Source organism: Insolitispirillum peregrinum, from assembly GCF_900156605.1.
GTDB classification, from domain to species: Bacteria; Pseudomonadota; Alphaproteobacteria; order Rhodospirillales; family Rhodospirillaceae; genus Insolitispirillum; species Insolitispirillum peregrinum.
Genome location: NZ_FTOA01000002.1, coordinates 105,341 through 127,353 on the forward strand (window position 1 = coordinate 105,341; position 22,013 = coordinate 127,353).

The 22,013-nt window shown below is 60.3% G+C and carries 20 protein-coding genes, 5 tRNA genes, 1 other RNA gene and 1 pseudogene; 13 read left to right on the forward strand and 14 right to left on the reverse strand.

All coding sequences use genetic code 11. The features are described 5' to 3' along the window. Positions 1-31: 31 nt before the first annotated feature. The 3 genes from BW995_RS04455 to BW995_RS04465 all read right to left on the reverse strand — a co-directional run bounded on the left by BW995_RS04455 (position 32) and on the right by BW995_RS04465 (position 844). Positions 32-107, reverse strand: a tRNA-Ala gene (locus BW995_RS04455). A 55-nt stretch (positions 108-162) separates the two neighbouring features. Then, positions 163-238, reverse strand: a tRNA-Ala gene (locus BW995_RS04460). A gap of 261 nt (positions 239-499) precedes the next feature. Next, on the reverse strand, positions 500-844 hold the full coding sequence (locus tag BW995_RS04465; RefSeq protein ID WP_076399016.1) for a TIGR02300 family protein: 345 nt from the start codon (positions 842-844) through the stop codon (positions 500-502). A 204-nt stretch (positions 845-1,048) separates the two neighbouring features. Between BW995_RS04465 and aroA the strand changes: the two genes are divergently transcribed. The 4 genes from aroA (at position 1,049) to BW995_RS20725 (ending at position 5,530) form a co-directional block, all read left to right on the forward strand. Beyond that, positions 1,049-2,395 (forward strand): 3-phosphoshikimate 1-carboxyvinyltransferase, encoded by a 1,347-nt coding sequence (aroA, locus tag BW995_RS04470; protein WP_076399591.1) that lies wholly within the window; start codon positions 1,049-1,051, stop codon positions 2,393-2,395. Continuing rightward, complete coding sequence (gene cmk, locus BW995_RS04475; RefSeq protein ID WP_076399017.1) at positions 2,385-3,044, forward strand: (d)CMP kinase; 660 nt, start codon at positions 2,385-2,387, stop codon at positions 3,042-3,044. The genes aroA and cmk overlap by 11 nt, the downstream gene beginning before the upstream one ends. Positions 3,045-3,207: 163 nt before the next feature. Further along, on the forward strand, positions 3,208-4,896 hold the full coding sequence (gene rpsA / locus BW995_RS04480) for a 30S ribosomal protein S1 (protein ID WP_076399018.1): 1,689 nt from the start codon (positions 3,208-3,210) through the stop codon (positions 4,894-4,896). 433 nt (positions 4,897-5,329) lie between these two features. After that, complete coding sequence (locus tag BW995_RS20725) at positions 5,330-5,530, forward strand: hypothetical protein (RefSeq protein WP_175616978.1); 201 nt, start codon at positions 5,330-5,332, stop codon at positions 5,528-5,530. On the opposite strand, the gene BW995_RS21335 is transcribed toward BW995_RS20725, so the two are convergent. The 4 genes and pseudogenes from BW995_RS21335 to nudC all read right to left on the reverse strand — a co-directional run bounded on the left by BW995_RS21335 (position 5,443) and on the right by nudC (position 7,864). Further along, entirely contained in the window at positions 5,443-6,165 is a 723-nt protein-coding gene (locus BW995_RS21335; protein WP_084194581.1) for a transposase, read from the reverse strand. The two genes, BW995_RS20725 and BW995_RS21335, sit on opposite strands and share 88 nt — an antisense overlap. Then, positions 6,062-6,403: pseudogene (locus BW995_RS20225) on the reverse strand (IS110 family transposase); the annotation flags it as partial. The gene BW995_RS21335 and the pseudogene BW995_RS20225, both read right to left, overlap by 104 nt. A gap of 333 nt (positions 6,404-6,736) precedes the next feature. Continuing rightward, a tRNA-Arg gene (locus tag BW995_RS04490) sits at positions 6,737-6,813 on the reverse strand. 115 nt (positions 6,814-6,928) lie between these two features. Beyond that, positions 6,929-7,864, reverse strand: a complete 936-nt coding sequence (nudC, locus tag BW995_RS04495) for an NAD(+) diphosphatase (protein ID WP_076399592.1) — start codon at positions 7,862-7,864, stop codon at positions 6,929-6,931. Positions 7,865-7,983: 119 nt separating this feature from the next. Here nudC and ffs point away from each other — a divergent pair. The 5 genes from ffs to BW995_RS04525 all read left to right on the forward strand — a co-directional run bounded on the left by ffs (position 7,984) and on the right by BW995_RS04525 (position 13,166). Next, positions 7,984-8,079: signal recognition particle sRNA small type (gene ffs, locus BW995_RS04500), an RNA gene on the forward strand. Positions 8,080-8,123: 44 nt separating this feature from the next. Next, a complete protein-coding gene (locus tag BW995_RS20230) occupies positions 8,124-10,136 on the forward strand; it encodes a DNA polymerase III subunit gamma/tau (RefSeq protein ID WP_084194663.1) in 2,013 nt (670 codons plus the stop codon). Positions 10,137-10,185: 49 nt separating this feature from the next. Continuing rightward, a complete protein-coding gene (locus BW995_RS04515) occupies positions 10,186-10,509 on the forward strand; it encodes a YbaB/EbfC family nucleoid-associated protein (RefSeq protein ID WP_076399019.1) in 324 nt (107 codons plus the stop codon). A 13-nt stretch (positions 10,510-10,522) separates the two neighbouring features. Continuing rightward, positions 10,523-11,131, forward strand: coding sequence for a recombination mediator RecR (recR, locus tag BW995_RS04520; RefSeq protein ID WP_076399020.1), 609 nt, complete (start codon positions 10,523-10,525; stop codon positions 11,129-11,131). A gap of 607 nt (positions 11,132-11,738) precedes the next feature. After that, positions 11,739-13,166, forward strand: a complete 1,428-nt coding sequence (locus tag BW995_RS04525; protein ID WP_281251119.1) for an exopolysaccharide biosynthesis polyprenyl glycosylphosphotransferase — start codon at positions 11,739-11,741, stop codon at positions 13,164-13,166. Between the two features lie 232 nt (positions 13,167-13,398). Here BW995_RS04525 and BW995_RS04530 read toward each other — a convergent pair whose 3' ends face one another. The 6 genes from BW995_RS04530 to BW995_RS04555 all read right to left on the reverse strand — a co-directional run bounded on the left by BW995_RS04530 (position 13,399) and on the right by BW995_RS04555 (position 18,617). After that, entirely contained in the window at positions 13,399-14,694 is a 1,296-nt protein-coding gene (locus BW995_RS04530) for a hypothetical protein (RefSeq protein WP_076399022.1), read from the reverse strand. Position 14,695: 1 nt separating this feature from the next. Then, on the reverse strand, positions 14,696-15,568 hold the full coding sequence (rfbA, locus tag BW995_RS04535; protein WP_076399023.1) for a glucose-1-phosphate thymidylyltransferase RfbA: 873 nt from the start codon (positions 15,566-15,568) through the stop codon (positions 14,696-14,698). A 268-nt stretch (positions 15,569-15,836) separates the two neighbouring features. Beyond that, positions 15,837-16,904 (reverse strand): GDP-mannose 4,6-dehydratase, encoded by a 1,068-nt coding sequence (gene gmd / locus BW995_RS04540; RefSeq protein ID WP_076399024.1) that lies wholly within the window; start codon positions 16,902-16,904, stop codon positions 15,837-15,839. 160 nt (positions 16,905-17,064) lie between these two features. Continuing rightward, positions 17,065-18,294, reverse strand: coding sequence for a glycosyltransferase family 4 protein (locus BW995_RS04545; RefSeq protein WP_076399025.1), 1,230 nt, complete (start codon positions 18,292-18,294; stop codon positions 17,065-17,067). Positions 18,295-18,407: 113 nt separating this feature from the next. Next, a tRNA-Gly gene (locus BW995_RS04550) sits at positions 18,408-18,482 on the reverse strand. 60 nt (positions 18,483-18,542) lie between these two features. Continuing rightward, a tRNA-Gly gene (locus tag BW995_RS04555) sits at positions 18,543-18,617 on the reverse strand. Positions 18,618-18,900: 283 nt separating this feature from the next. Between BW995_RS04555 and trxA the strand changes: the two genes are divergently transcribed. The 4 genes from trxA to BW995_RS04575 all read left to right on the forward strand — a co-directional run bounded on the left by trxA (position 18,901) and on the right by BW995_RS04575 (position 21,152). Next, positions 18,901-19,815: a thioredoxin gene (gene trxA, locus BW995_RS04560; RefSeq protein ID WP_076399026.1), complete on the forward strand. Its 915-nt coding sequence runs from the start codon at positions 18,901-18,903 to the stop codon at positions 19,813-19,815. A 61-nt stretch (positions 19,816-19,876) separates the two neighbouring features. Further along, positions 19,877-20,548, forward strand: coding sequence for an LON peptidase substrate-binding domain-containing protein (locus tag BW995_RS04565; RefSeq protein ID WP_076399027.1), 672 nt, complete (start codon positions 19,877-19,879; stop codon positions 20,546-20,548). Between the two features lie 50 nt (positions 20,549-20,598). Beyond that, on the forward strand, positions 20,599-20,796 hold the full coding sequence (locus tag BW995_RS04570) for a Trm112 family protein (protein WP_076399028.1): 198 nt from the start codon (positions 20,599-20,601) through the stop codon (positions 20,794-20,796). Next, the gene (locus BW995_RS04575) at positions 20,796-21,152 is read left to right on the forward strand and encodes a gamma-butyrobetaine hydroxylase-like domain-containing protein (RefSeq protein ID WP_076399029.1); all 357 of its coding nucleotides are present in this window, start codon (positions 20,796-20,798) and stop codon (positions 21,150-21,152) included. Before BW995_RS04570 ends, BW995_RS04575 begins: the two co-directional genes overlap by 1 nt. A gap of 34 nt (positions 21,153-21,186) precedes the next feature. Here BW995_RS04575 and hisB read toward each other — a convergent pair whose 3' ends face one another. After that, on the reverse strand, positions 21,187-21,786 hold the full coding sequence (gene hisB, locus BW995_RS04580; protein WP_076399030.1) for an imidazoleglycerol-phosphate dehydratase HisB: 600 nt from the start codon (positions 21,784-21,786) through the stop codon (positions 21,187-21,189). Between the last annotated feature and the right edge of the window lie 227 nt (positions 21,787-22,013).

Consider the following 22,013-nt stretch of genomic DNA (forward strand, 5'->3'; position numbering starts at 1 on the left):
AAACCCCCCGCTTTAGGCGGAGGGTTTTGATTGGTGGAGCCAAGCGGGATCGAACCGCTGACCTCTACAATGCCATTGTAGCGCTCTCCCAGCTGAGCTATGGCCCCAAGGGACCCGGCGAATGCCGGTAGTATGGTAACCTGCACCTGAAACAACCTGACTTGGTGGAGCCAAGCGGGATCGAACCGCTGACCTCTACAATGCCATTGTAGCGCTCTCCCAGCTGAGCTATGGCCCCAATAAGTCACGTTATTTTCAGAATTCAGACTGATGTTCCGGCAGAGCCGACTTTTCCGTCTGCACCGTCCGCTGTTTGGGTAACCTCGTTCGGTGGAGCGGGACCATAGTGGCTCTGGCCGGGGCTGGCAAGCAAAAAAAACAGGGTCAGTGATTTTTTTGTGTCAGGGCTGGTGGATGGGGGGAAGACGATAAAAAAACACCGCCACCCGGCATGGCCCGGCGGCGGTGTCTGTCGGCATGGGCAACCGGCAGGAACGACTTATTCGTCGTCGTCGCCGGATTCAATATGGTCGATCACTTCGGCCATATCGTCATCGTCTTCGCCCAGATCCGAGGTGTCTTCCATCAGATCGCCCTCGTCACCGTCATCGTCGGTGAGCAAGGTTTCATCGACCTCATCCTCGTCTTCAACGACAGGACGAGCGACCACGGCCTTTTTGGCGGCATCGCTGCGCGAACCCTTGCCGCCGCGCTTGAGCTTCACCACGTCCTTTTCGTTTTCCGCGCCACATTTCGGGCAAACGATCGGGGTCTTGTTCAGGTCGTAAAAGCGTGCGCCACAGGTGGTGCAGGTACGCTTGGTGCCAAGTTGCGGATTGACCACCCGAGTCCTCCAGCATGTTTGTCAGGTACGAAAAGCGCATTTGCCACTTTATGCGGTCCCTGTCAAAAGCAAAAATGCAACCGCCTGTCGAAAGCGGCCCCTATGCCGGGCGACAGCCCTATGGTACCAAACCCGTCGGAATGGATGCGATATCTGCTCTGGCCGTCTGGTCCGGGGCAGAACAGCCAGGAAATGGAACAGGTCATGAGCAGCAGCGAAGCTCCCCAGCCGTTATTGTCCCGTCCGCGTGGTGCCCTGAAAGGCACCTTGACCGTGCCGGGCGACAAGTCGATTTCGCACCGGGCGCTGATGTTCGGGGCGCTGGCGTTGGGGGAAACCACCGTCGAGGGCCTGCTGGAAGGCGAAGACGTTTTGCGCACCGCCCAGGCGATGCGGCAACTGGGGGCGACGGTCGAGCGGCTGGGCGAAGGGTCGTGGCGTCTGCAAGGGCGCGGTGTCGGCGGCCTGTGCGAACCCGACGACGTGCTGGACATGGGCAACTCCGGGACCGGTGCCCGCCTGCTGATGGGCCTGCTGGCCACTCATCCGTTCACCAGCGTGCTGACCGGTGACGCCTCGCTGCGCAAGCGTCCGATGGCGCGGGTAACGGTGCCGCTGTCGCATTTCGGCGCAACCTTCACCGGCCGCTCGGGCGGTCGCCTGCCGCTGGCGGTGACCGGGACGGCAACGCCGGTGCCGCAGACCTACGAATTGCCGGTGGCCTCGGCACAGGTGAAAAGCGCGGTGCTGCTGGCCGGTCTGAACACTCCGGGCATCACCACGGTCATCGAGCCGGAAGCCACCCGTGACCACAGCGAACTGATGCTGCGCGCCTTTGGTGCCGACCTGACGGTCAGTGTGCGCGATGACGGGGCGCGGGTGATCACCCTGGTTGGTCAGCCGGAGCTGACCGGTCGCGCCGTCAAGGTACCGGGCGACCCGTCCTCGGCAGCGTTCCCGGTGGTGGCGGCGCTGATCGTTCCCGGTTCGCACATCGTGGTGCGCAATGTCGGGATGAACCCGCTGCGCACCGGCCTGTTCACCACCCTGCTGGAAATGGGTGCCGATCTCAAACTGGTCAACGAGCGCGAAGAAGCCGGCGAGCCGGTGGCCGACCTCGAAGTCCGCTACAGCGCCCTCAAGGGGGTAACGGTGCCGCCCGAACGCGCCCCCAGCATGATCGACGAATACCCGATCCTGTCGGTGGCAGCGGCCTGCGCCAGCGGGGAAACCCGCATGGTCGGTCTGGCCGAACTGCGGGTGAAGGAAAGCGACCGTCTGGCAGCGATGGCCGATGGCCTGAAGGCCTGCGGCGCAGACACCGACGTGGCCGAAAACGATACGCTGGTGGTGCGCGGCACCGGCCAGCCGCCGCGCGGCGGAGCGATGATCCCGGTCAACCTCGATCATCGCATCGGGATGAGCTATCTGGTGCTGGGGATGACCACCGCCGAAGCGGTCGGCATTGATGATGCCTCGGCGATTGCCACCAGCTTCCCCGGCTTTGCCGACATGATGATTGAGCTGGGAGCCGATATTCATGGCGCATGATCTGCTGGTGATTGCCATCGATGGCCCGGCGGCGGCTGGCAAGGGCACGCTGGCCCGCCGTCTGGCGAACGAGCTGGGACTCGCCTACCTCGACACCGGCTCGATTTACCGGGCGGTCGGGGTGTCGGTGCTGAAAGCCGGGCAGGACCCCGCCGACCCGGCAGCGGCGGCAGCGGCGGCGCAGGCCCTGACCCCCGACAGCCTGTCGGTTTTGCAGCAAGACCCGCTGCTGCGCTCGGAAGACGGTGGCAAGGCGGCCTCGCTGGTTGCCGCCCAACCCGCTGTTCGGCAAGCCCTTCTTGATTTTCAGCGCGCCTTTGCCAGCACCCCGCCGGGCGATGCCCGTGGGGCGGTGCTCGACGGACGCGATATCGGGACGGTGGTTTGCCCCGACGCCCGGGTGAAACTGTTCGTCACCGCCTCGGTCGAGGAACGTGCCCGCCGTCGCGTGAAGGAGTTGCGGGAACGGGGCGAAACGGTTATAGAGTCCGTCGTTCTTCAGGATATGAAGGACCGGGATGAACGCGATCAGGCGCGCGCTGTTGCGCCGTTGCGTCCGGCAGACGATGCCCTGGTGCTCGACACCTCGGCGCTGGATGCCGATGCTGCGTTTGCAGCAGTTCTGGCCCATATCGGGGAACGCGGCTGAAAACATGGCCCTGTCGACCAGCCTTAAAGGCTGGTTCGGCGAGGTTTTTTTGTTTTTGCCGAAGATATGCCGGCAGGCGGGCCCATTGGGGGCTGCGTGCCAAAAGACCGCCGGATACAACCGGCCGGCCTGAAAAATGACACTCGAAAGGATCTGTATTCCCATGGCTGATGCCGCTTTTGAAAGCTTTGAGGCCCTCCTCGAAGAATCCCTCTCCGCCGAATCCGGCCTTGAAGGTCAGGTGCTGCGTGGCACCATCGTTGCCGTCGACGGCGACTTCGCTCTGGTTGACGTGGGCCTGAAGTCCGAAGGCCGCGTGAACATCAAGGAATTCGCCCGCACCGGTGACGAAGCCGAACTGCGCGTTGGCGACGAAGTCGAAGTGTTCGTTGAACGCTACGAAGACCGTGATGGTCAGATCGTCCTGTCCCGCGACAAGGCTCGCCGCGAAGAAGCCTGGAACGACCTGGAAAAGGCTTCCAACGAAGGCGCTCGCGTCGAAGGCGTGATCTTCGGCCGTGTGAAGGGTGGCTTCACCGTCGATCTGAACGGCGCTGTGGCGTTCCTGCCCGGCTCGCAGGTTGATATCCGTCCGGTGCGTGACATCACCCCGCTGATGGGCCAGCCGCAGACCTTCCAGATCCTGAAGATGGACCGCGCCCGCGGGAACATCGTTGTGTCGCGTCGCGCCGTGCTGGAAGAAAGCCGCGCCGAAGAACGCGCCAAGCTGATGGCCGGCCTGAAGGAAGGCATGGTCCTCGACGGCGTGGTCAAGAACATCACCGATTACGGTGCCTTCGTGGACCTGGGCGGCGTCGATGGCCTGCTGCACGTCACCGACATCTCGTGGAAGCGCGTCAACCACCCGTCCGAAGCCCTGACCATCGGTCAGACCGTCAAGGTGCAGGTGATCCGCTTCAACCCGGAAACCCAGCGCATCTCGCTCGGCATGAAGCAGCTTGAAGCTGATCCGTGGGAAGGCGTCGCCGCCAAGTACCCGGTTGGCACCAAGTTCGCTGGCCGCGTGACCAACATCACCGACTACGGCGCCTTTGTGGAGCTGGAGCCGGGCGTTGAAGGTCTGGTGCACGTTTCCGAAATGTCGTGGACCAAGAAGAACATCCACCCGGGCAAGATCGTTTCCACCTCGCAGGAAGTGGAAGTCATGGTCCTGGACGTGGATCCGGAAAAGCGCCGCATCAGCCTGGGCCTGAAGCAGTGCATGGGCAATCCGTGGGACGATTTCTCGGACAAGTTCCCGCCGGGCACCATCGTCGAAGGCGAAATCAAGAACATCACCGAATTCGGTCTGTTCATCGGCCTGCACGGCGAAATCGACGGCATGGTTCACCTGTCCGACCTCGCCTGGGGTGTGGCTGGCGAAGAAGCCGTCAAGGAATACAGCCGTGGCGATGTCGTCAAGGCCAAGGTTCTGGACGTCGACGTCGAGAAGGAACGCATCTCGCTGGGCATCAAGCAGCTGGGTGAAGATCCGTTCGAACAGGCCACTTCGGGCCTGCGCAAGGGTTCGATCGTTACCTGCACCATCACCCTGGTTCAGGAAAACGGCGTCGAAGTCGAAGTTGATGGTGCCACCGGCTTCATCCGCAAGTCTGACCTGTCGCGTGATCGTGGCGATCAGCGCGCCGAGCGTTTCGCCGTTGGCGAAAAGATCGACGCCAAGATCACCCAGATCGACCCGAAGACCCGCAAGCTGAGCCTGTCGATCAAGGCGCGTGAAATCGACGAAGAAAAGCAGGCGATGGCCGAGTACGGTTCGACCGACTCGGGTGCTTCGCTGGGCGACATCCTCGGCGCCGCGCTGAAGCAGGCCCAGAAGGACAAGGAATAACGGTCACTCCGTTACCTGTCTGGTCTCTCCCGGCTATCCGCTGAGCGGACCCGGGAGAGGGCCCTTACAGAAAAGCCACAGGCCAATGGTCTGTGGCTTTTTTGATGGCCTGTCCGTATGATACACACATATTTCCAAGATCGTTTCCATAAAGAAACATTGCAACCATATATAGAACAAACGCAACAAACACTTTTATGGTTTGCAGAACCGGGACTGCTTTTGCTAGAGTGTCAGCACGTTAGAGCTGTGAGTCTTAAATGTGGATCATGCTCACAGCTCTAACCTTTTGTCTTGCCGCATTGTTGTTGCGAAACCGCTCCCCGCTTTTCGCACAATGCTCTAGCCCGCGAGGGTTCATCTCTTGCCGGAGGTTTGTTTCCGTGCTGTATCCTCCCATGTTTTCCGGTGCTTTTGCTGGGGGACTGGCTCCATGAGCGAAAAAAAAGATCTCCCCCTTTCACCTGTAGACGAACGGGTTAAAGTCCTCGAGGCGCTCCGGACTGTTGCCTTGCGCTTTGAAAAGGACGTGGGGAAACTCGGCTATCACGAGATTGCCTTGCTGCTGGGAACAGCCCGGACGGCCGCAGAAGAAAATCTGCGAAGCCTGTCAGATGACAGTACACGACAGTAGGACAGCAGGGACGTGGAGCACTGCTCCACACCTCGCCGAGGCCTTGAGGCCCCGGACCCCATTATTTTGATTGGCTCTTCCCGTTTTTCAGGCGGCGGCTGATGCCGGTTCTTTGTAGGTGCCACCCTTGGCGCAGATGGCCCAAGCGATCCGTGCCATCTTGTTGGCCAGAGCAACAGAAATTTGCCGCGCGCTATCAACGCCGCCAGCCATGTGCCTTTTTCGGCGCGCCGCCGCCACAGGCTAGAGGTAGCGCCGACCACCAGGAGCGATCGCAGATAGCGGTCTCCCGCCTTGGTGATCGGTCCCAGTACGGTTTTGCCGCCGGTGGAATTCTGTGACGGCACCAACCCCAGCCAGGCCGCAAAATCCCGACCTGTCTTGAAGCGTGAGGGATCGCCCATGGTGGCGGCGATGGCGATGGCTATCAGCGGGTCGATACCGGGAATAGAGGCCAGCCGTTGGCTATCGGCGCTGTTACGGTGCCATCTCAATATCTCGTGATCCAAGGCATCAATCTTGGTGTCGGTGTCACGGACATGCGCAGCCAGTGCGCATGCCACCAATCGCGCCAAGCCCATCCTGTCCCTGCGGTTCGATGATGCCGTATTCGGCAAAATGTGCCCGTAGCGCATTGCCGAGCATCGTGCGCTGGGTGATCAGCAGGCGTCGGGTGCGATGGAGCATCAGGATCGCCTGCGTCTCCTCACTCTTGACCGGCACGAACTGCATGTGCGGACGGGTGACAGCTTCAGCGATAGCGGCGGCATCGGCCGCATCGTTCTTCCGGCCGCGCTTCACGTAGGGCTTGGCCTGCGCCGGAGAGATCAGCCGCACGTCATGTCCCAGCCTGGCCAGCGTCCGCGCCCAGTAATGGGCCGAAGCGCAGGCCTCTCGTGCTAACCTCGGTCATGGACGGCCTTCTTCAATGGTGTGTCTTGACAACCACCATATTGGCGCATTGCAACGCCGGTGTGCAGGAGCCGTCGCCCCTGTCAGATTTAACGCATGCTGGTCTAACCTTTTGTTTTGTCGCATTGATTTTGCGCAAAACCGGAACCACTTTTACGCTCACTGCTCTGGGCAGACAAACAGCTCTGTATGGGACTCGTACGAAGAGCGCCCAGAACGGGCGCAAAAGACGGCACAATCGTCCGACCACGCCTAACAGCGCGTCGCCATAACTGTTTGATTTTCCGGGAAAATTGGTGCACCCGACAGGATTCGAACCTGTGACCCCTGCCTTCGGAGGGCAGTACTCTATCCAGCTGAGCTACGGGTGCATCGCCATATCGACCTTGCCGTGGTCAGCAAGGGAAGGGCACTATATACAGCCCCGGCAGAAAAAAGCAACCGGGTGAAAGCGATACCGGTGACTTTTTTCTGCCGGGGCTATTTTCAGCCGGCTGAGGCCAGCCAGTGATTGATCAACGCGCGGGAAATCGAGATCGGGCTGGGGAAGGCATAGCCATCACCTTCGGCCTGCGGGCTGTCGCGGAAACTGCGCAATTCATCACGGGTAAACCAGCGGGCGCTTTCCAGTTCGTCCTGATCGACGCGGATCTCGGTAGAGGCGGCCTCGGCGATAAAGCCCAGCATCAGCGAGGCGGGGAACGGCCACGGCTGGCTGGCAAAATAGCGGACGTTGCGCACCTGCAAGCCAACCTCTTCCAGCACCTCGCGGGCGACGGCCTGTTCCAGCGTTTCGCCCGGTTCGACGAATCCGGCCAGGGTGGACATCATGCCGGGGGCCCAGGCGGCTTGCCGACCGAGCAGGATACGGTCGGGACCGTCGCTGACCAGCATGATCACGGCGGGATCGGTGCGCGGGAAATGGGGGGCGGCGCAGGCCGGATTGCTGCACCGGCGCAGGTGGCCTCCTTCTTCGTGGCTGGTCGGTGCGCCGCACAGGCCGCAAAAGCGGTGGCGCAGGTGCCAGTGGAACAGGCCCTGAGCCATGGCAGCGACCCCGGCGATGTCTGCCGGAGCCAGCAGGCCGACGGTGCGCAGGCTGTCCCATACGCCTCCGGCCACCGGCGGCGGCTCGTCACCGCTGCGCAGTTGCACCGCAAAATGTGGTACGCCGTCCAGCAGCCCGAGAAACAGCGGCTCGGTGTCACTGACCAGCGGATGGCGGACCTCGACCGTCTGGACAGTCTGGCGGTCCGGGGTCATCAGATGCTGGTCACGCCAGCAGACAAGAAACCGGCTGCGCGGATCAGCCCAGGCTGCCAGCAGGCGGTCGGGGGATTTGCGCATGGTGGCGCTACGGTCCAGGGCCTCGACCGTAAAAGCAGGTCGCCCCGGTTGGCGGGCAAAAGACGCATCGGACATCATCGGGCAACCATGACACGGGTGCAGCCGTTCGTCATGTGTCTTTCTGCCGTCTTATTGTTACGGTTTGCACAACTCCCTCTTGCCATCGGCGCGTTTATGGTCGATATACTGCCCCCGGAAGGTCGGCGTGGACGGAGCCCTCGCCAACCCGGTCAGGCCCGGAAGGGAGCAGCCGTAACGAGTAAGATCCGGGTCATGTCCGGCCTTCCACCTTTCTGCCAACCGGTTCCCCTGTTTTTTGGCATTTGCCGTGGTGATGAGCGACCAGACCGAACCATCTTCCGTCGCTACCAGCGAGGCCGCCTATCGCGTGCTGGCGCGCAAATATCGCCCCGCAGATTTTTCCACCCTGATCGGCCAACAGGCCCTTGTACGCACCCTGTCGAATGCCATTCGCACGGGACGTCTGGCGCAGGCCTATGTGCTGACCGGTGTCCGCGGGGTTGGCAAGACCACCACTGCCCGCATTATTGCCCGCTGCCTGAACTGTATCGGTCTGGACGGCACCGGCGGCCCGACCGTCGAACCGTGCGGTCAGTGCGAGCATTGCCGGGCGATCGCCGAAGACCGTCATGTGGACGTGTTTGAAATGGATGCCGCCAGCCGGACCGGCGTAGGCGACATTCGCGAGCTGATCGAGGGCGTGCGCTATCGCCCGACCTCGGCCCGCTACAAGATTTACATCATCGACGAAGTTCACATGCTGTCGACCGGGGCGTTCAACGCCCTGCTGAAGACGCTGGAAGAACCGCCGGAACACGTCAAGTTCATCTTTGCCACCACCGAAATCCGCAAGGTTCCGGTGACGGTGCTGTCGCGCTGTCAACGGTTTGACCTGCGGCGGGTGACGGCGGAAACGCTGGCCGACCACTTTACCCGCATTGCCGCCGCCGAACAGGCCCGGATCGAAGACGGCGCGCTGCGGCTGGTGGCACGGGCCGCTGATGGCTCGGTGCGCGACGGCTTGTCGCTGCTCGATCAGGCGATTGCGCAGGCCGGGGCCGGAGCGGGTGGTGACGGCATGGTCACCGAACAGCAGGTCCGCGACATGCTGGGGCTGGCCGACCGGGCGGTGGTGTTTGACCTGTTTGACGCGGTGATGCGCGGCGACATCCAGACCGCCCTGACCCTGTTGAACGACCAGTACGCCGCCGGGGCCGACCCGGTGGTGGTGTTGAACGACATGCTGGAACTAACCCACTGGCTGACCCGCCTGAAGGTGACGCCCGCCAGTGCCGATGATCCGATGGCCGCTGAAACTGAACGGGTGCGCGGCAAGGACATGGCCGGTCGGCTGGCGGTGCCGGTGCTGACCCGCACCTGGCAAATGCTGTTGAAGGGGATCAGCGAGGCGCGCAGTGCCTCTTCGACCCTGCAAGCCACCGAAATGTGCCTGATCCGCCTGTCCTATGCGGCGGACCTGCCCAGTCCGGTCGAGGCACTGGCCAAACTGCAGGCGGCAGGCGGGCCAGCGGGAAACCCTCCTCTGGCGGGGGGCGCCCCTAACCGTCCGAGCCCTTCGCCTGCCAGCCCGACGGTCCCCACCTCCTCCCCTGCGCCTGTTCCGGCCCCCGTTGAGCCTCCCGCTCCGGTCCCGGTTCGTCCGCCGGTTCCGTCCGTGCCTCCTGCGCCCGTACCTCCTGTGTCCGCACCAGCGCCTGCGCACGAGGTGCCACCCTGGGCAACCGAAGAACTGCCTCCTGCCGACCTGGCCCCGCCACCGGTGGAGCGGTCTGTGGCCCCGCCACCGCCACCAGCCCGGCCTGCCCCCCAGCCTGCACCCGACGGCGGGGGCGACGTGCTGCCGGTTCCGGCCTCGTTTGACCGGGTGGTGGCCCTGTTCCGCCAGAAACGCGAAGCGGTTTTGCAGGTCCATCTGGAACGGGATGTCCATCTGGTGCGCTATGATGGCCGCGCCTGCCGGATAGACCTGCGTCTGACGCCAAAAATTCCGCGTGACTTTACCCTGCAGGTCAGCAAGCTGCTCAGCCAGTGGACCGGGCGCCCGTGGACCATTAGCGGTTCAGAGCAGGCCGGTGAGGCGACGCTGTTTGAGCAGACGATGACCGGGGCGCGGGCCAATCCGTTGGTGCAAAAAATTCTCGAAGCCTTCCCCAAGGCGTCAATCGGTCTGGTGCGCGACCTCGAAGAAAAGCCGCTGTTCGAGGCTTTGCCGCCGGCACCGCCGGAGACCTATGACCCCGAAGATGGCCCGGATGCGGGCGATCCCGATCTGTTGCTTGATTTTGGCTTCCATTCGATGGAATAAGCAGCCACCCTCGTTTGTTCCCAACGTTGTTCTACGGAGAGCACGACCGATGAAAAACCTCGGCAGCATGATGAAGAAAGCCCAGGAAATGCAGGCCAAAATGCAGCAGATGCAGGCCAAAATGGGCGAAACCGAAGTCGAAGGCAAAGCCGGGGCCGGTCTGGTGTCGGTGACGCTGAACGGCAAGGGTGAGCTGCGCAAGCTGAAAATCGACCCCAGCCTGATCGATCCCAACGAAATCGAAGTGCTGGAAGACCTGATCGTGGCCGCCCACAATGACGCCAAGGTCAAGGCCGAGACCATGATGCAGGATGAAATGGGCAAGATCACCGCTGGCCTGCCGCTGCCTCCGGGCATGAAGCTGCCGTTCTGATCCAGGGACCAGCATGGCCGGGCCGGAGATAGAGCATCTGATGCAAATGCTGGCGCGCCTGCCGGGGCTGGGACCCCGGTCAGCGCGGCGGGCTGCCTTGTACCTGATCAAGCGGCGGGAAAGTGCTCTCGAACCGCTGGCAGCGGCGCTGGCTCAGGTGGCTGAGCGCGTCCGGCCCTGTCCTCAGTGTGGTAATTTTGATACCGCCTCTCCGTGCAGCCTGTGCGCCGATCCGCGCCGGGATGACGGGGTGATCTGCGTGGTCGAAGACGTCGATGACCTGTGGGCGCTGGAACGGACACGGGCCTTTTCCGGCCGCTATCATGTGCTGGGGGGGCTGCTGTCGGCTCTGGACGGGATCGGCCCGGAAGACCTCCACCTGCCCCGTCTGCTGGAACGGGCGGGGCAGCCAGTGGTGCAGGAAATCATTCTGGCCCTGCCTGCCACCATCGAAGGCCAGACAACGGCACATTACATCGCCGACCGTTTAAAAGCCGCCGAAACCCCGGATCATTCCCTGCGGGTATCCGGACTGGCCCATGGGGTGCCGGTCGGGGGGGAACTGGATTACCTTGATGACGGGACGCTCAGTCAGGCGTTGCGGGCCCGTCGGCCCGTCTGACAGCGGGGCATGGGTCAAAGGGTCGCAGTCCGGCGTCTGACGGGGTATTCTTGCCATGCACCATTGACAGCGTGCAGGCTGTTTGATGCATTTAGAGCATTGTGCGAAAAGCGGGAACCGGTTTTCGCAAAAACAATGCGGCAATACAAAAGACTAGAGTTGTGAGCACGATTCACATTCAAGGCTCACAGCTCTGGACCAGTGTGCGTTACATGTGATGCCACCGGACACGACAGTAAGAGAACAGGGACGTGGAGCGCTGCTCCACACCTCACCGGGGCCTTGAAGCCCCGAACGCCATTGATGTGATTTTTAAAAATGGGAGATCGGGGAGGTGATACAGGCGGCAGCCTGTGTTTGTTCCTCGGATATCATGGCGGTGGCCCCGGGGAAGGGGCCATGACTCCATGGGGGATAGAGCATTGTGCGAAAAGCAGGAACCGGTTTTCGCAAAAACAATGTGGCAAAACAGAAACTTGGAGCTGTGAGCATCATTCATGTTGAAGGCTCACTGCTCTAGTGACATGCGGGGAATACCATGCTGTCCGTGCTGAAAATCACGCATATGCATAAAGTCAAACGGCGGATTTGCAAAACATCGTTGCTGATGTCTGATGCCGCGTTGTTTTGTGCCGCCTATGGCTTGCTGCGCTCTCCGGCCGACAGCGCGATACCCCTGTTGGCCCGGTCAGTTCAACCAGGAATCGCCGGAGGGGCCTCTCTGGGGGGGCTTCACTGGTTCACCATTCTTTTCTGCATGTTCGGTGGCATGTCCTACTTCTATGGACATTATTCCCGCCGCCGGTTGTTCTGGGATGACGCCCGCGAAATTCTGGCCGGACTGGGAATCCTTGGGCTGCTGGATCTGGCGGTTTTTGATTTTTCCGGTGACATCCATCATGCGTTCTCCCGTATCGCGCCATGGTTCTTTCTGGCTGCCGGGATTCCGCTTGGCCGGTCGTTCGCCAAACGCGGGTTGCGGGCCATCGGCTTTTGGGATGTCCCCACCCTGATCGTGGGCAGCGGCGATAATGCCGTGGAAGCCTATTTCACCCTGACGCATGAGAAAGTGCTGGGCTACGACGTCCGCGGGTTTGTGAACCTGTCAGAACAACACCCGCTGTCTGCCGATTTGCCGCCAGCCGTACCGGTGTTACGTCTGGGGTTGCAAGATCCGATGAACCCGAAGATTGACGTCCAGTCAGAGCATTCCCCGTTTTTTGGTCATCATGTTGTTGTTGCCCCCGACGACGTCGGTGATCCGTCCTATTTCCGCGTTATTGATCTTTTATCTGCGCATGGCTACCAGATCGATGTCGCCCCTCCGTTGCGGGGGCTACCGTTGATGGGGATGGAGGTCAGCCATGTTTTCGGTCGCGAAGCCGTCATCCTGCACACCCGCAACTCGCTGGCCCGCCCGGTAAAACGTGTTCTCAAGCGCGGCGTAGACCTGATTCTGGCACTGATTGCCTGTCTGGTGTTCCTGCCCCTGCTGGCCTTTCTGGCGATCAGGATCAGGGCCGAGGATGGAGGACCGCTATTTTTTTATCAGGAACGGATGGGGTATAAGGGCAAGACGTTTCGCTGCATCAAGTTCCGCAGTATGCGTGTTGATGCCGAGGCCGCTCTTGCCCGCTGGAAAGACGAAAATCCTGCCTTGTGGGACGAGTACCAAAAGAATAATTTCAAGATCAGGAATGATCCGCGCGTTACCAAAGTCGGTCATTTCCTGCGCGCCACCAGCCTGGACGAGCTACCCCAGATCATCAATGTCCTGAAGGGAGAGATGAGTCTGGTCGGTCCCCGGCCTCTGTTGGAACGCGAAATTGAAACCTATGGGCATGCCTATCTGCATTACTGTCGCGTTCGTCCGGGGATCACCGGAATCTGGCAGATCAGCGGTCGCAGCAACACGTCGTTCATGGACCGGGCCTATTATGATGAGTGGTACATCAAGAACTGGTCGCTGTGGTATGATCTGGTCATTATCATGAAAACCATTCCGGCAGTGCTGAAGCAGGACGGAGCCTATTAGAGCCGTGAGCGCAAAAGTGGGAGCCGGTTTTGTGCAAAATTACTGCGACAGATCAAAAGGTTAGACCAACGTGCCAGCGTCACGTCACAGGACACGACAGTTAGGGAACAAGGACGTGGAGCGCTGCTCCACACCTCGCTGGGGGCTTTGTCCCCCGGGCAGGTGCGGACGGCAATCCGCCATTCTCCACCAACTGTCGTGTACTGTGGCGTCACATTTAACGCACGCTGGTCTAGGCTGCCAGACCCTCTCGCCGGAATCCCGACAGGAATTCCCCTATCGTGGGATAGGCCGTGTCCTGCCCTCCGTGATCGACAAGGACGGCATCATCCAGATCCTGCAACTCATCCCATGAACGGATCACCTTGATTCCGGGATAGTACGACATTTCATCCCCACCCGGCATGTCAAAGAGATCCAGGCTGATGGTCAGGCGCTGGCCCAGGCGCATGGACCACAGTAAAACCGAGGATACATCTCCGACCACAATCGAGCTTTGCACAATCATCTGTTCGGCAGTCATTTTCCCGGTCATCGATTGAAAGCCGGGCAAGCGGTCAGCCAGTTTGCGGGTCACGTCCAGCATGACCGGATCATCCACAAACGAGGGATGTAGTTTCCACCATATTTCCGGCTGGTGGCTTTTTTTCTGGATGATCTCCAACGCGCGGCTCCACACGGTTACCAGATGGTCCACCTGCTGATCATGGCTTTGACCATTCTCGTAATCCAGACAGGATGACGGTAACGCCGCGATACGGTTGCCCCTTTCCTCGGCTGCAAACAACGCCTGGGTTGCAGCTTCACTCATCGGGTGGCGGATCAAATGAACCTGATCGAGATCAGGAGCTTCCATGGCATAGTTCTGCCGTTCGACAGGGGAATAGCAGACAATTGCGTCATAAAGCTGACCCACGTCCTTATGCAAAAGCCGACCACGCCACGGGCAATGGCTCTGGCGCACAGGACCACCAGCAAACAATGTGGGGAGCAGGGTGAAATCACGCAGACTAACCCACCATCCCCAAACGTCATGGAACAGGTCAGACAGCGCCCCCGGTAGCCAGGGCCACCGCTTGCGCCACGATTTTTTCCGCGCATGCACCAGATGGAGGTCGGTGATGATACAATCCGTTACCGGGTGGTGCACGCTCAGACACACAACAATCGGTGTCTGCGGACACAGTTTCCGCACAAGGCGGGACAGAATTTTCTGATGAAAGCTATGCCAGTTATTGATCAACACCACAGAAGGCTGCAGTTCGGCAACCAGACGGGGAAGCCTCTGCCCCAACCAGCCAAACAAGGCCAGACGGTGGTTCCATGATGGCATGACTTCGATACGGGCAATTTTGCCGGTGGCGTGCAGCGTGAGCAAGGCAGGAGAGGTTTCATACCCCTGCTCGACCAGCACGGTAATATCGTATTGGTCGGCAAGGCTCCAGCAGTAGAAGAACCCTGAATTCAGGAAAGAATGAAATGAAAATGTATCCATCAGCAAGGATGGCTTCTTTTCTTTGGGAAGCATATCAGAACCCGTCCTTGGCAAGCTGCATCAAATACCGCCCATAGCCATTTTTTGCCAGGGCTTCGCCTTGTTTATAAAGCTGCTCTGCCGTAATCCAGCCATTGAAGAAGGCAATTTCCTCGGGAACGCAGATATGATAGCCCTGACGGCGCTCCAGGCTCTGCACGAAGGAACTGGCTTCCAGCAGGCTGTCATGGGTTCCGGTATCAAACCACGCAAAGCCACGTCCCAGTCGCTCGACGCGCAGGGAGCCATGCTGCAGATAGTGATTGTTGACGTCGGTGATCTCCAGTTCCCCTCGGGCCGACGGGCGGATGGAGGCAGCAATATCAACCACCTGATTGTCATAGAAGTACAACCCGGTAACAGCCCAGGATGATTTCGGGACCAGCGGCTTTTCTTCAATCGACGTCGCGATACCGTCGGCATCAAAGGCAACAACCCCGTATCGTTCGGGGTCGGTGACATGATAGCCAAACACTGTCGCCCCGCTTGGCCGGGCCGCTGCCCCCCGAACCCTGTCGGTCAGGCCGTGGCCATAGAAAATGTTGTCCCCCAGTACCAGAGCACAGCTGCCCTGCCCAATGAACTCCCGGCCGATCAGAAATGCCTGTGCCAATCCGTCGGGGCTGGGCTGCACGGCGTATTCAATCGAAATACCCCATTTTGTACCATCGCCCAGCAGCCGTTCGAATGCCGGCAAATCCGTTGGCGTGCTGATCAGCAGGATTTCCCGGATTCCTGCCAGCATCAAGGTGGCCAACGGGTAATAGATCATGGGTTTATTGTAAATCGGCAGCAACTGTTTACTGATGGAAAGGGTTAGCGGATAAAGGCGCGTGCCTGATCCCCCGGCGAGAATAATCCCTTTCATGATGTCCCTCTGTTTGCCACTGCCGATCTACACTTTCGTTGTGGACTGTGCCCCACTCTTCACAGACTAGAGTGTTTTCACACCGAGCGAAAACGCTCTTTCCTTTTAGTGCCGCATTTTCCGAGCCGTTGACCGTCGACGGTCAACTTGAAAATGCTCTAGACCAGCGTGCTGGTAAACCTGACGCAGGCACGCTGGTCTAACCTTTTTATCTGTCGCAGTGATTTTGCGCAAAACCGATTCCCACTATTGCGCTCACGGCTCCAGGTTAACCTTCAATATCGCGCCGGTTCTTTTGCTTTTCCATCAACTGCAGGTCCGAGGCGACCATTTCCCGCACCATCTCTTCCAGAGTGGTGGTGGCCTTCCATCCCAGCCGGGTCGCCGCCTTGGTCGGGTCGCCCAGCAACAGCTCGACTTCCGTCGGGCGGAAATAGCGAGAATCGATGCTGACCAGAATTTCACCGGTCTTTGCGTCCTTGCCCACTTCCTCCACGCCGGTGCCTTCCCAGACGAGCGAACGATCGACAGCGGCAAACGACAGCTCGACGAAGTCGCGGACGGTGCGGGTTTCACCGGTGGCCAGCACCCAGTCTTCGGCCACATCGTGCTGCAGGATACGCCACATGCCTTCGACATAATCGCGGGCGTGGCCCCAATCGCGCTTGGCATCCAGATTGCCCAGATACAGGCGCTTTTGCAGGCCATGTTCGATTGCAGCAACCGCACGGGTGATCTTGCGGGTGACAAAGGTCTCGCCGCGGCGGGGGCTCTCGTGGTTGAACAGGATACCGTTGGTGGCAAACATGCCATAGGCTTCGCGGTAGTTGACCGTGATCCAGTAGGCATACAGTTTGGCTGCCGCATAGGGGCTGCGCGGGTAGAACGGCGTGGTTTCCTTTTGCGGCGTTTCCTGCACCTTGCCGTACAGCTCGGAGGTGGACGCCTGATAGAAACGACAGCTGTCGGTTTTCCCCAGAATGCGGATGGCTTCCAGCAGGCGCAGAGTCCCCAGACCATCACCATTGGCGGTGTATTCGGGGGTTTCAAAGCTCACCTGTACGTGGCTCTGGGCACCGAGGTTATAAATTTCGTCCGGCTGGGTTTCCTGAATCAGGCGAATCAGGTTGGTCGCATCGGTCAGATCGCCGTAATGCAGAAAGAACCGCGGATCACATTCGTGCTTGTCCACATACAGATGATCAACACGTTCGGTATTAAAGGACGATGACCGCCGCTTGATACCGTGGACGATATAGCCCTTTTCGAGCAACAACTCGGCCAGATAGCTGCCGTCCTGTCCGGTGACGCCGGTAATGAGTGCAACCTTGCTCATAGTCCTTCATGAACCCCCTTCTGGAACCCGTGTACGCGCCCAAAGCACCTGCCCTGCATGACGCGTTGCCCCTGTCATACCATAATCAAGGAGAAATATATCAGGGCACCGTTACTGTAACGCAAACAATAATCTTCTTTTGCCTGTCCCCTGTGACCAATCAGACACGGGAGGCAAGCGTCTGGTAAACATGCAGCAAACCGGCACAGTGCCGCTCCAGCAGCGGAGGGGCCTGCCAAAAGCGCTGATATGCCCCCAGGCCCAGCCGCGCAACCAGCGTATCATCGGACAGGCAGCGCAGGACGGCAGACAACGATGCCTGATCGCCACCGGTGAAAAACAGGCCCGTCTCCCCCGGCACCACCACGTCACTGGCAGCACAGGTGTCGGCCACCACCGCCGGCACGCCACGGGCAGCGCTTTCCAGAACCGTCAGGCCCAGTGTTTCGTACCAAAGGGATGGCAAAATCAGCGCCCGGGTCTGTTCAATCAGTGGCAGGATTTCGGCAAACGACAGCCAGCCAGTGAAAATATGCTGAGGATAGCGGGCCTGCAACTCGTCCTGCTGCTCACCAGCCCCGGCAAAGGTCACCTGCACACCCGCCTCGACAGCCGCTGCAGCCAGCAGACCCGGTCCTTTTTCCGGTGACAGGCGGCCGATGTACAAAACTCCCTTGCCCTGCGCCGGACTGGCAGAGGGTGACTGGAAGCAATCGACCGGATTATCAACCCGGTGAATCGGGGTGTCTGCGGGCAGAAAGGGCTGCAGGATACGCTGGCTGAAATCCGAAACGGCAATAAAGGCATCCACCGCCGCCGGAAACTGCCCCGGCCCCCGCTGGATAGCCTGCCGGGCCACCCGCCAGACCTTGTGAACCGCATGGCGGGCGTCGCAATTGCGCAACACGCATTCGGCACTCAGAGGCGTGCGATGGCAGGCATGGCGAGCCTTGTGGTCATAGAAGCTGCCATTGGGGCAGACCGTAAAGTAATCGTGCAGCGTCAGAACCAGCGGAAAGCACCCTTGGCGAATGACCGGGATAACCGACGTTGACAGGGACTTTGACCAGCTATGCAGATGAACAACGGTGGTTGCCGGGTCGAGGGGAGCCAGAACGCCGCGCAGCCGGTGGGCAGCATCCCGGTTCCACAGGCCGGTCAGAAAGGCTTTCCGCCGTTGGGCGGGATCAGAAATCGAGGGCTGCCCAAGGGAGACGACGTCTGCCCCGCTGGCAGCCAGCCCGGGGTCCACAGCACCATCATCGCCACCAACAAAAATCACCCGCAGCCCGGCTTGGACCAGCCCTGCCGCGCTGCTGAGGGCAACTTTGGCGGCCCCGCCGGTATTGCGGACGGAATCCGTCAGGATCACCACAGTTGAAACCTGCATGGGCGGACTTTCCTGTCAAAACAGCGAGCGCAAACGCCGGAAACGGGTTTTGTATCAACAAGACCCAGAATGTCAAAAAAGCCGCCGAAGCGTGAGCTTCGCGGCTTTTTTGATGGAGCGGGCGAAGGGATTCGAACCCTCGACCCCAACCTTGGCAAGGTTGTGCTCTACCCCTGAGCTACGCCCGCACAGCGTTCCGGTTGCCCGGATGATCATCATGTCGTCTCTTCAAGTGGGTGACCTGAAGATGGAGCGGGCGAAGGGATTCGAACCCTCGACCCCAACCTTGGCAAGGTTGTGCTCTACCCCTGAGCTACGCCCGCACAGCGTTCCGACCAACGATCACTGCATCATTCCAGAGATTTGATGCGGCGTCGTTTGCCGGTGGCGGGTATATAGACGGCCCGGAGAATGCTGGCAAGAAGTTTTTGCGAAAATAATTCATTTTTTCAGCATCGGGCGAGTTTGCCCCTTTGCCTCCTCTGGCAGAGTGGGGTTCAATAGATCCATCTTCAGGGCCTTGCCGGAAGCGGGGGGCCCCCCTTATCTGAAGCCTGTGGCAGGCTGTTGGCTGCCGGATCAGGCGAGCAAAAGGACGATATTTTCATGGCCTTCATTCTGGACGAGTCCGCGATTCCGGTGAACGCTGCGCCCGGCGGTGCAGATCTGATCAAGGATACCACCATCGAAACCTTCATGGAGGACGTGGTGGTGGCCTCGCAACAGGTGCCGGTGATCGTTGATTTCTGGGCACCGTGGTGCGGTCCGTGCAAAACGCTGGGACCGATGCTGGAAAAACTGGTGCGCCAGTCCGGCGGCAAGGTGCGGATGGTGAAGGTCAATGTTGACGAAGAACAACAGATCGCGGCCCAGTTCCAGATTCAGACCGTCCCGACCGTTTACGCCTTCAAGGGTGGCCGCCCCGTCGATGCCTTTCAGGGGGCACAGCAGGAAAGTCAGCTGAAGCGGTTCATTGATACGCTGGTCGGCGGCGGGGCCAACGTGCTGGACGAAGCGCTGGAGCAGGCCCGCGCGTTCCTGGCCGAAGGCGACGTTGACACCGCCACCCAGATCTATCAGCAGATTCTGGGCCAGGACCCGGCCCATGCCGGGGCCATTGCCGGGATGCTGCGCTGCTATCTGGCGCGCGGCCTGAACGACGAGGCCGCTCAGGTGATTGCCTCGCTGCCGGACGCGCTGCAAAAGCATGCCGGGATTCAGGCGATCAGCACCGAACTGGCGCTGCTGGCACAGGGTGCCGACGACTGCGCCCCGCTGGAAGCCAAGGTTGCCGCCAATCCCGATGACCATCAGGCCTACATTGATCTGGCGCTGGCTTACTATGCTGCCGGTCGCAAGGAAGAAGCCTGTGACATCCTGCTGGCCAGCATCCGCCGCGACCGTAGCTGGAACGAAGAAGAAGCCCGCAAGCAGCTGCTGAAGCTGTTTGAAGCCATGGGACATGCAGACCCGATCACCAAGGCTGCCCGCCGCAAACTGTCGGCAGTGTGGCTGGCCTGATTCATCGTGCAGGGAGGGTTCCCCCCCCTGTCCCTGTTGTCCCAGCCCCACAGGTGGCGCCATGGTTTTGCCCGGCCCGTTTCATCCCCGCTTTGATGCCTTGCCCCGGACGCTGCCGGTCTTTCCCCTCCCCGGGGCCCTGCTGTTGCCGTGGGGCAAGCTGCCGCTGAACATTTTCGAGCCACGCTATCTCAACATGGTTGAAGATGCGCTGGGAGCGGGCCGGTTGATTGGCATGATCCAGCCGTTGCGCGCGCAGCAGTCTCCCGGCGAGGACAGACTGCCCCTCTGTGAGGTCGGCTGTGCCGGGCGGATTTCCTCGTTCACCGAAAGCAATGATGGCCGCCTGCTGATCACCCTGACCGGCCTGATCCGCTTTCGGGTCACCGGCGAAGTGCCAGGGCAGCGCGGCTATCGCGTCATCTCGCCGCAATGGGGGGCCTTTGCCGACGACCTTGCGCCGCCGCCAGCCGTGAAGCTGGACCGCAAACGTCTGCTTCTCAGCATGAGCGGCTTCGTTCAGCAGCGTGAGCTGCCGATGAACCTGCGCATTCTCGAAGACCTGAAGGACCCGGACCTGATCACCACACTGGCGATGATCTGCCCGTTCGACGTGCAGGAAAAGCAGGCCATCCTGGAGGCTGAAACCTTGCAGGATCGTGCGGACCTGCTACAGACCCTGCTTGATATGGCCCACTATGCCAGCGGCAACGAACCGCAGTCGCGGCAATAGGGCATGACCATGCTCCGGGCCGTGTGCCCACCATTCCAAGGAACCCCGTAATGTCCGAAGCTCCGCGTACCGTTGATCCCAAACTGCTCGAAATTCTGGTCTGCCCGCTGTCAAAAGGCCCGCTGACCTATGATCCGCAGGCGCAAGAGCTGATCTCGCCGCAAGCCGGGCTGGCCTACCCCATCCGCGACGGTATCCCGATCATGCTGATTGACGCCGCCCGCCAGCTTGATGGCGAAGGTGCGTGATGGGCGTCACTGTCTGGCCCAGCGACATCACCCTTGACCGCACCACCCGGACGCTGACCATCGATTTTGACGATGGCGCACATTTTGTGTTCAGCGCCGAGTTCCTGCGCGTGCTGAGCCCGTCGGCCGAAGTGCAAGGCCACAGCCCCGATCAAAAGGTGACTGTCCCCGGTAAACGCAACGTCGGCTTTGTCGGGGCCGAAGAAGTCGGAAACTATGCCCTGAAGATCATCTTTGATGATCGCCATGACAGCGGCCTGTATACGTGGCAGGCTCTCTATCAGATGGGGCTGAACCACGACAGCCTGTGGCAGGGCTATCTGGACGAGCTGGCCGCCAAAGGGCTGCAGCGATAAAAGAAACGGGGGTCCATCAGGTCCCCCGTTTCTTTTACAGCGAGCCGCCAAGCACCCCTTTGGTCGATGGAACGGCATCGGCCTTGCGCGGGTCGATCTCGACCGCCTGCCGCAGGGCGCGGGCCAGCGCCTTGAAGGTGCTTTCGATGATGTGGTGGCTGTTTTCGCCGTACAGGTTTTGCACATGCAAGGTGATCCCGGCCGCCTGCGCGAACGCCTGGAACCATTCCTTGAACAGCTCGGTATCCATCTCGCCGATCTTGTCGCGGCGGAAATCCACCCTCCAGATCAGGTAGGGGCGGTTCGACAGGTCCAATGCAACCTGCGTCAGCGTTTCGTCCATCGGGATCAGGGCTGAACCATAGCGGGTAATCCCCTTGCGATCCCCCAGCGCCTGCGCCACCGCCTGACCGATGGCAATGCCACTGTCTTCGGTCGTATGGTGAAAATCAATATGGATGTCACCCTTGGCGCGCACCGTCAGATCAATCAGGGAATGTCGCGACAACTGTTCCAGCATGTGATCCAGAAAACCGATTCCGGTCGAAACATCGTAAACACCAGTCCCGTCCAGATTGAGCGAGACGGAAATTTGGGTTTCATGGGTATTTCGTTCAACAGTGGCTTGCCGCATGGCACAACGATCCTATGAGAACTTGGGAGCTTGCAGTCTTATGTAACAGCCCACCCCGGTACGGGCAATGGATGCCATGACGGAAACCGTCTATTCGGGACTGTTGGCATCCACATAAAATGGGTGATGCCACGGGTTTTTCCCAAAAACTCAACCAATATAAAGTATAGACTACGAACTCCGCACTCATGGTGCGATTGCGTTCTAGGTTTCTAGTGGTGTACAAC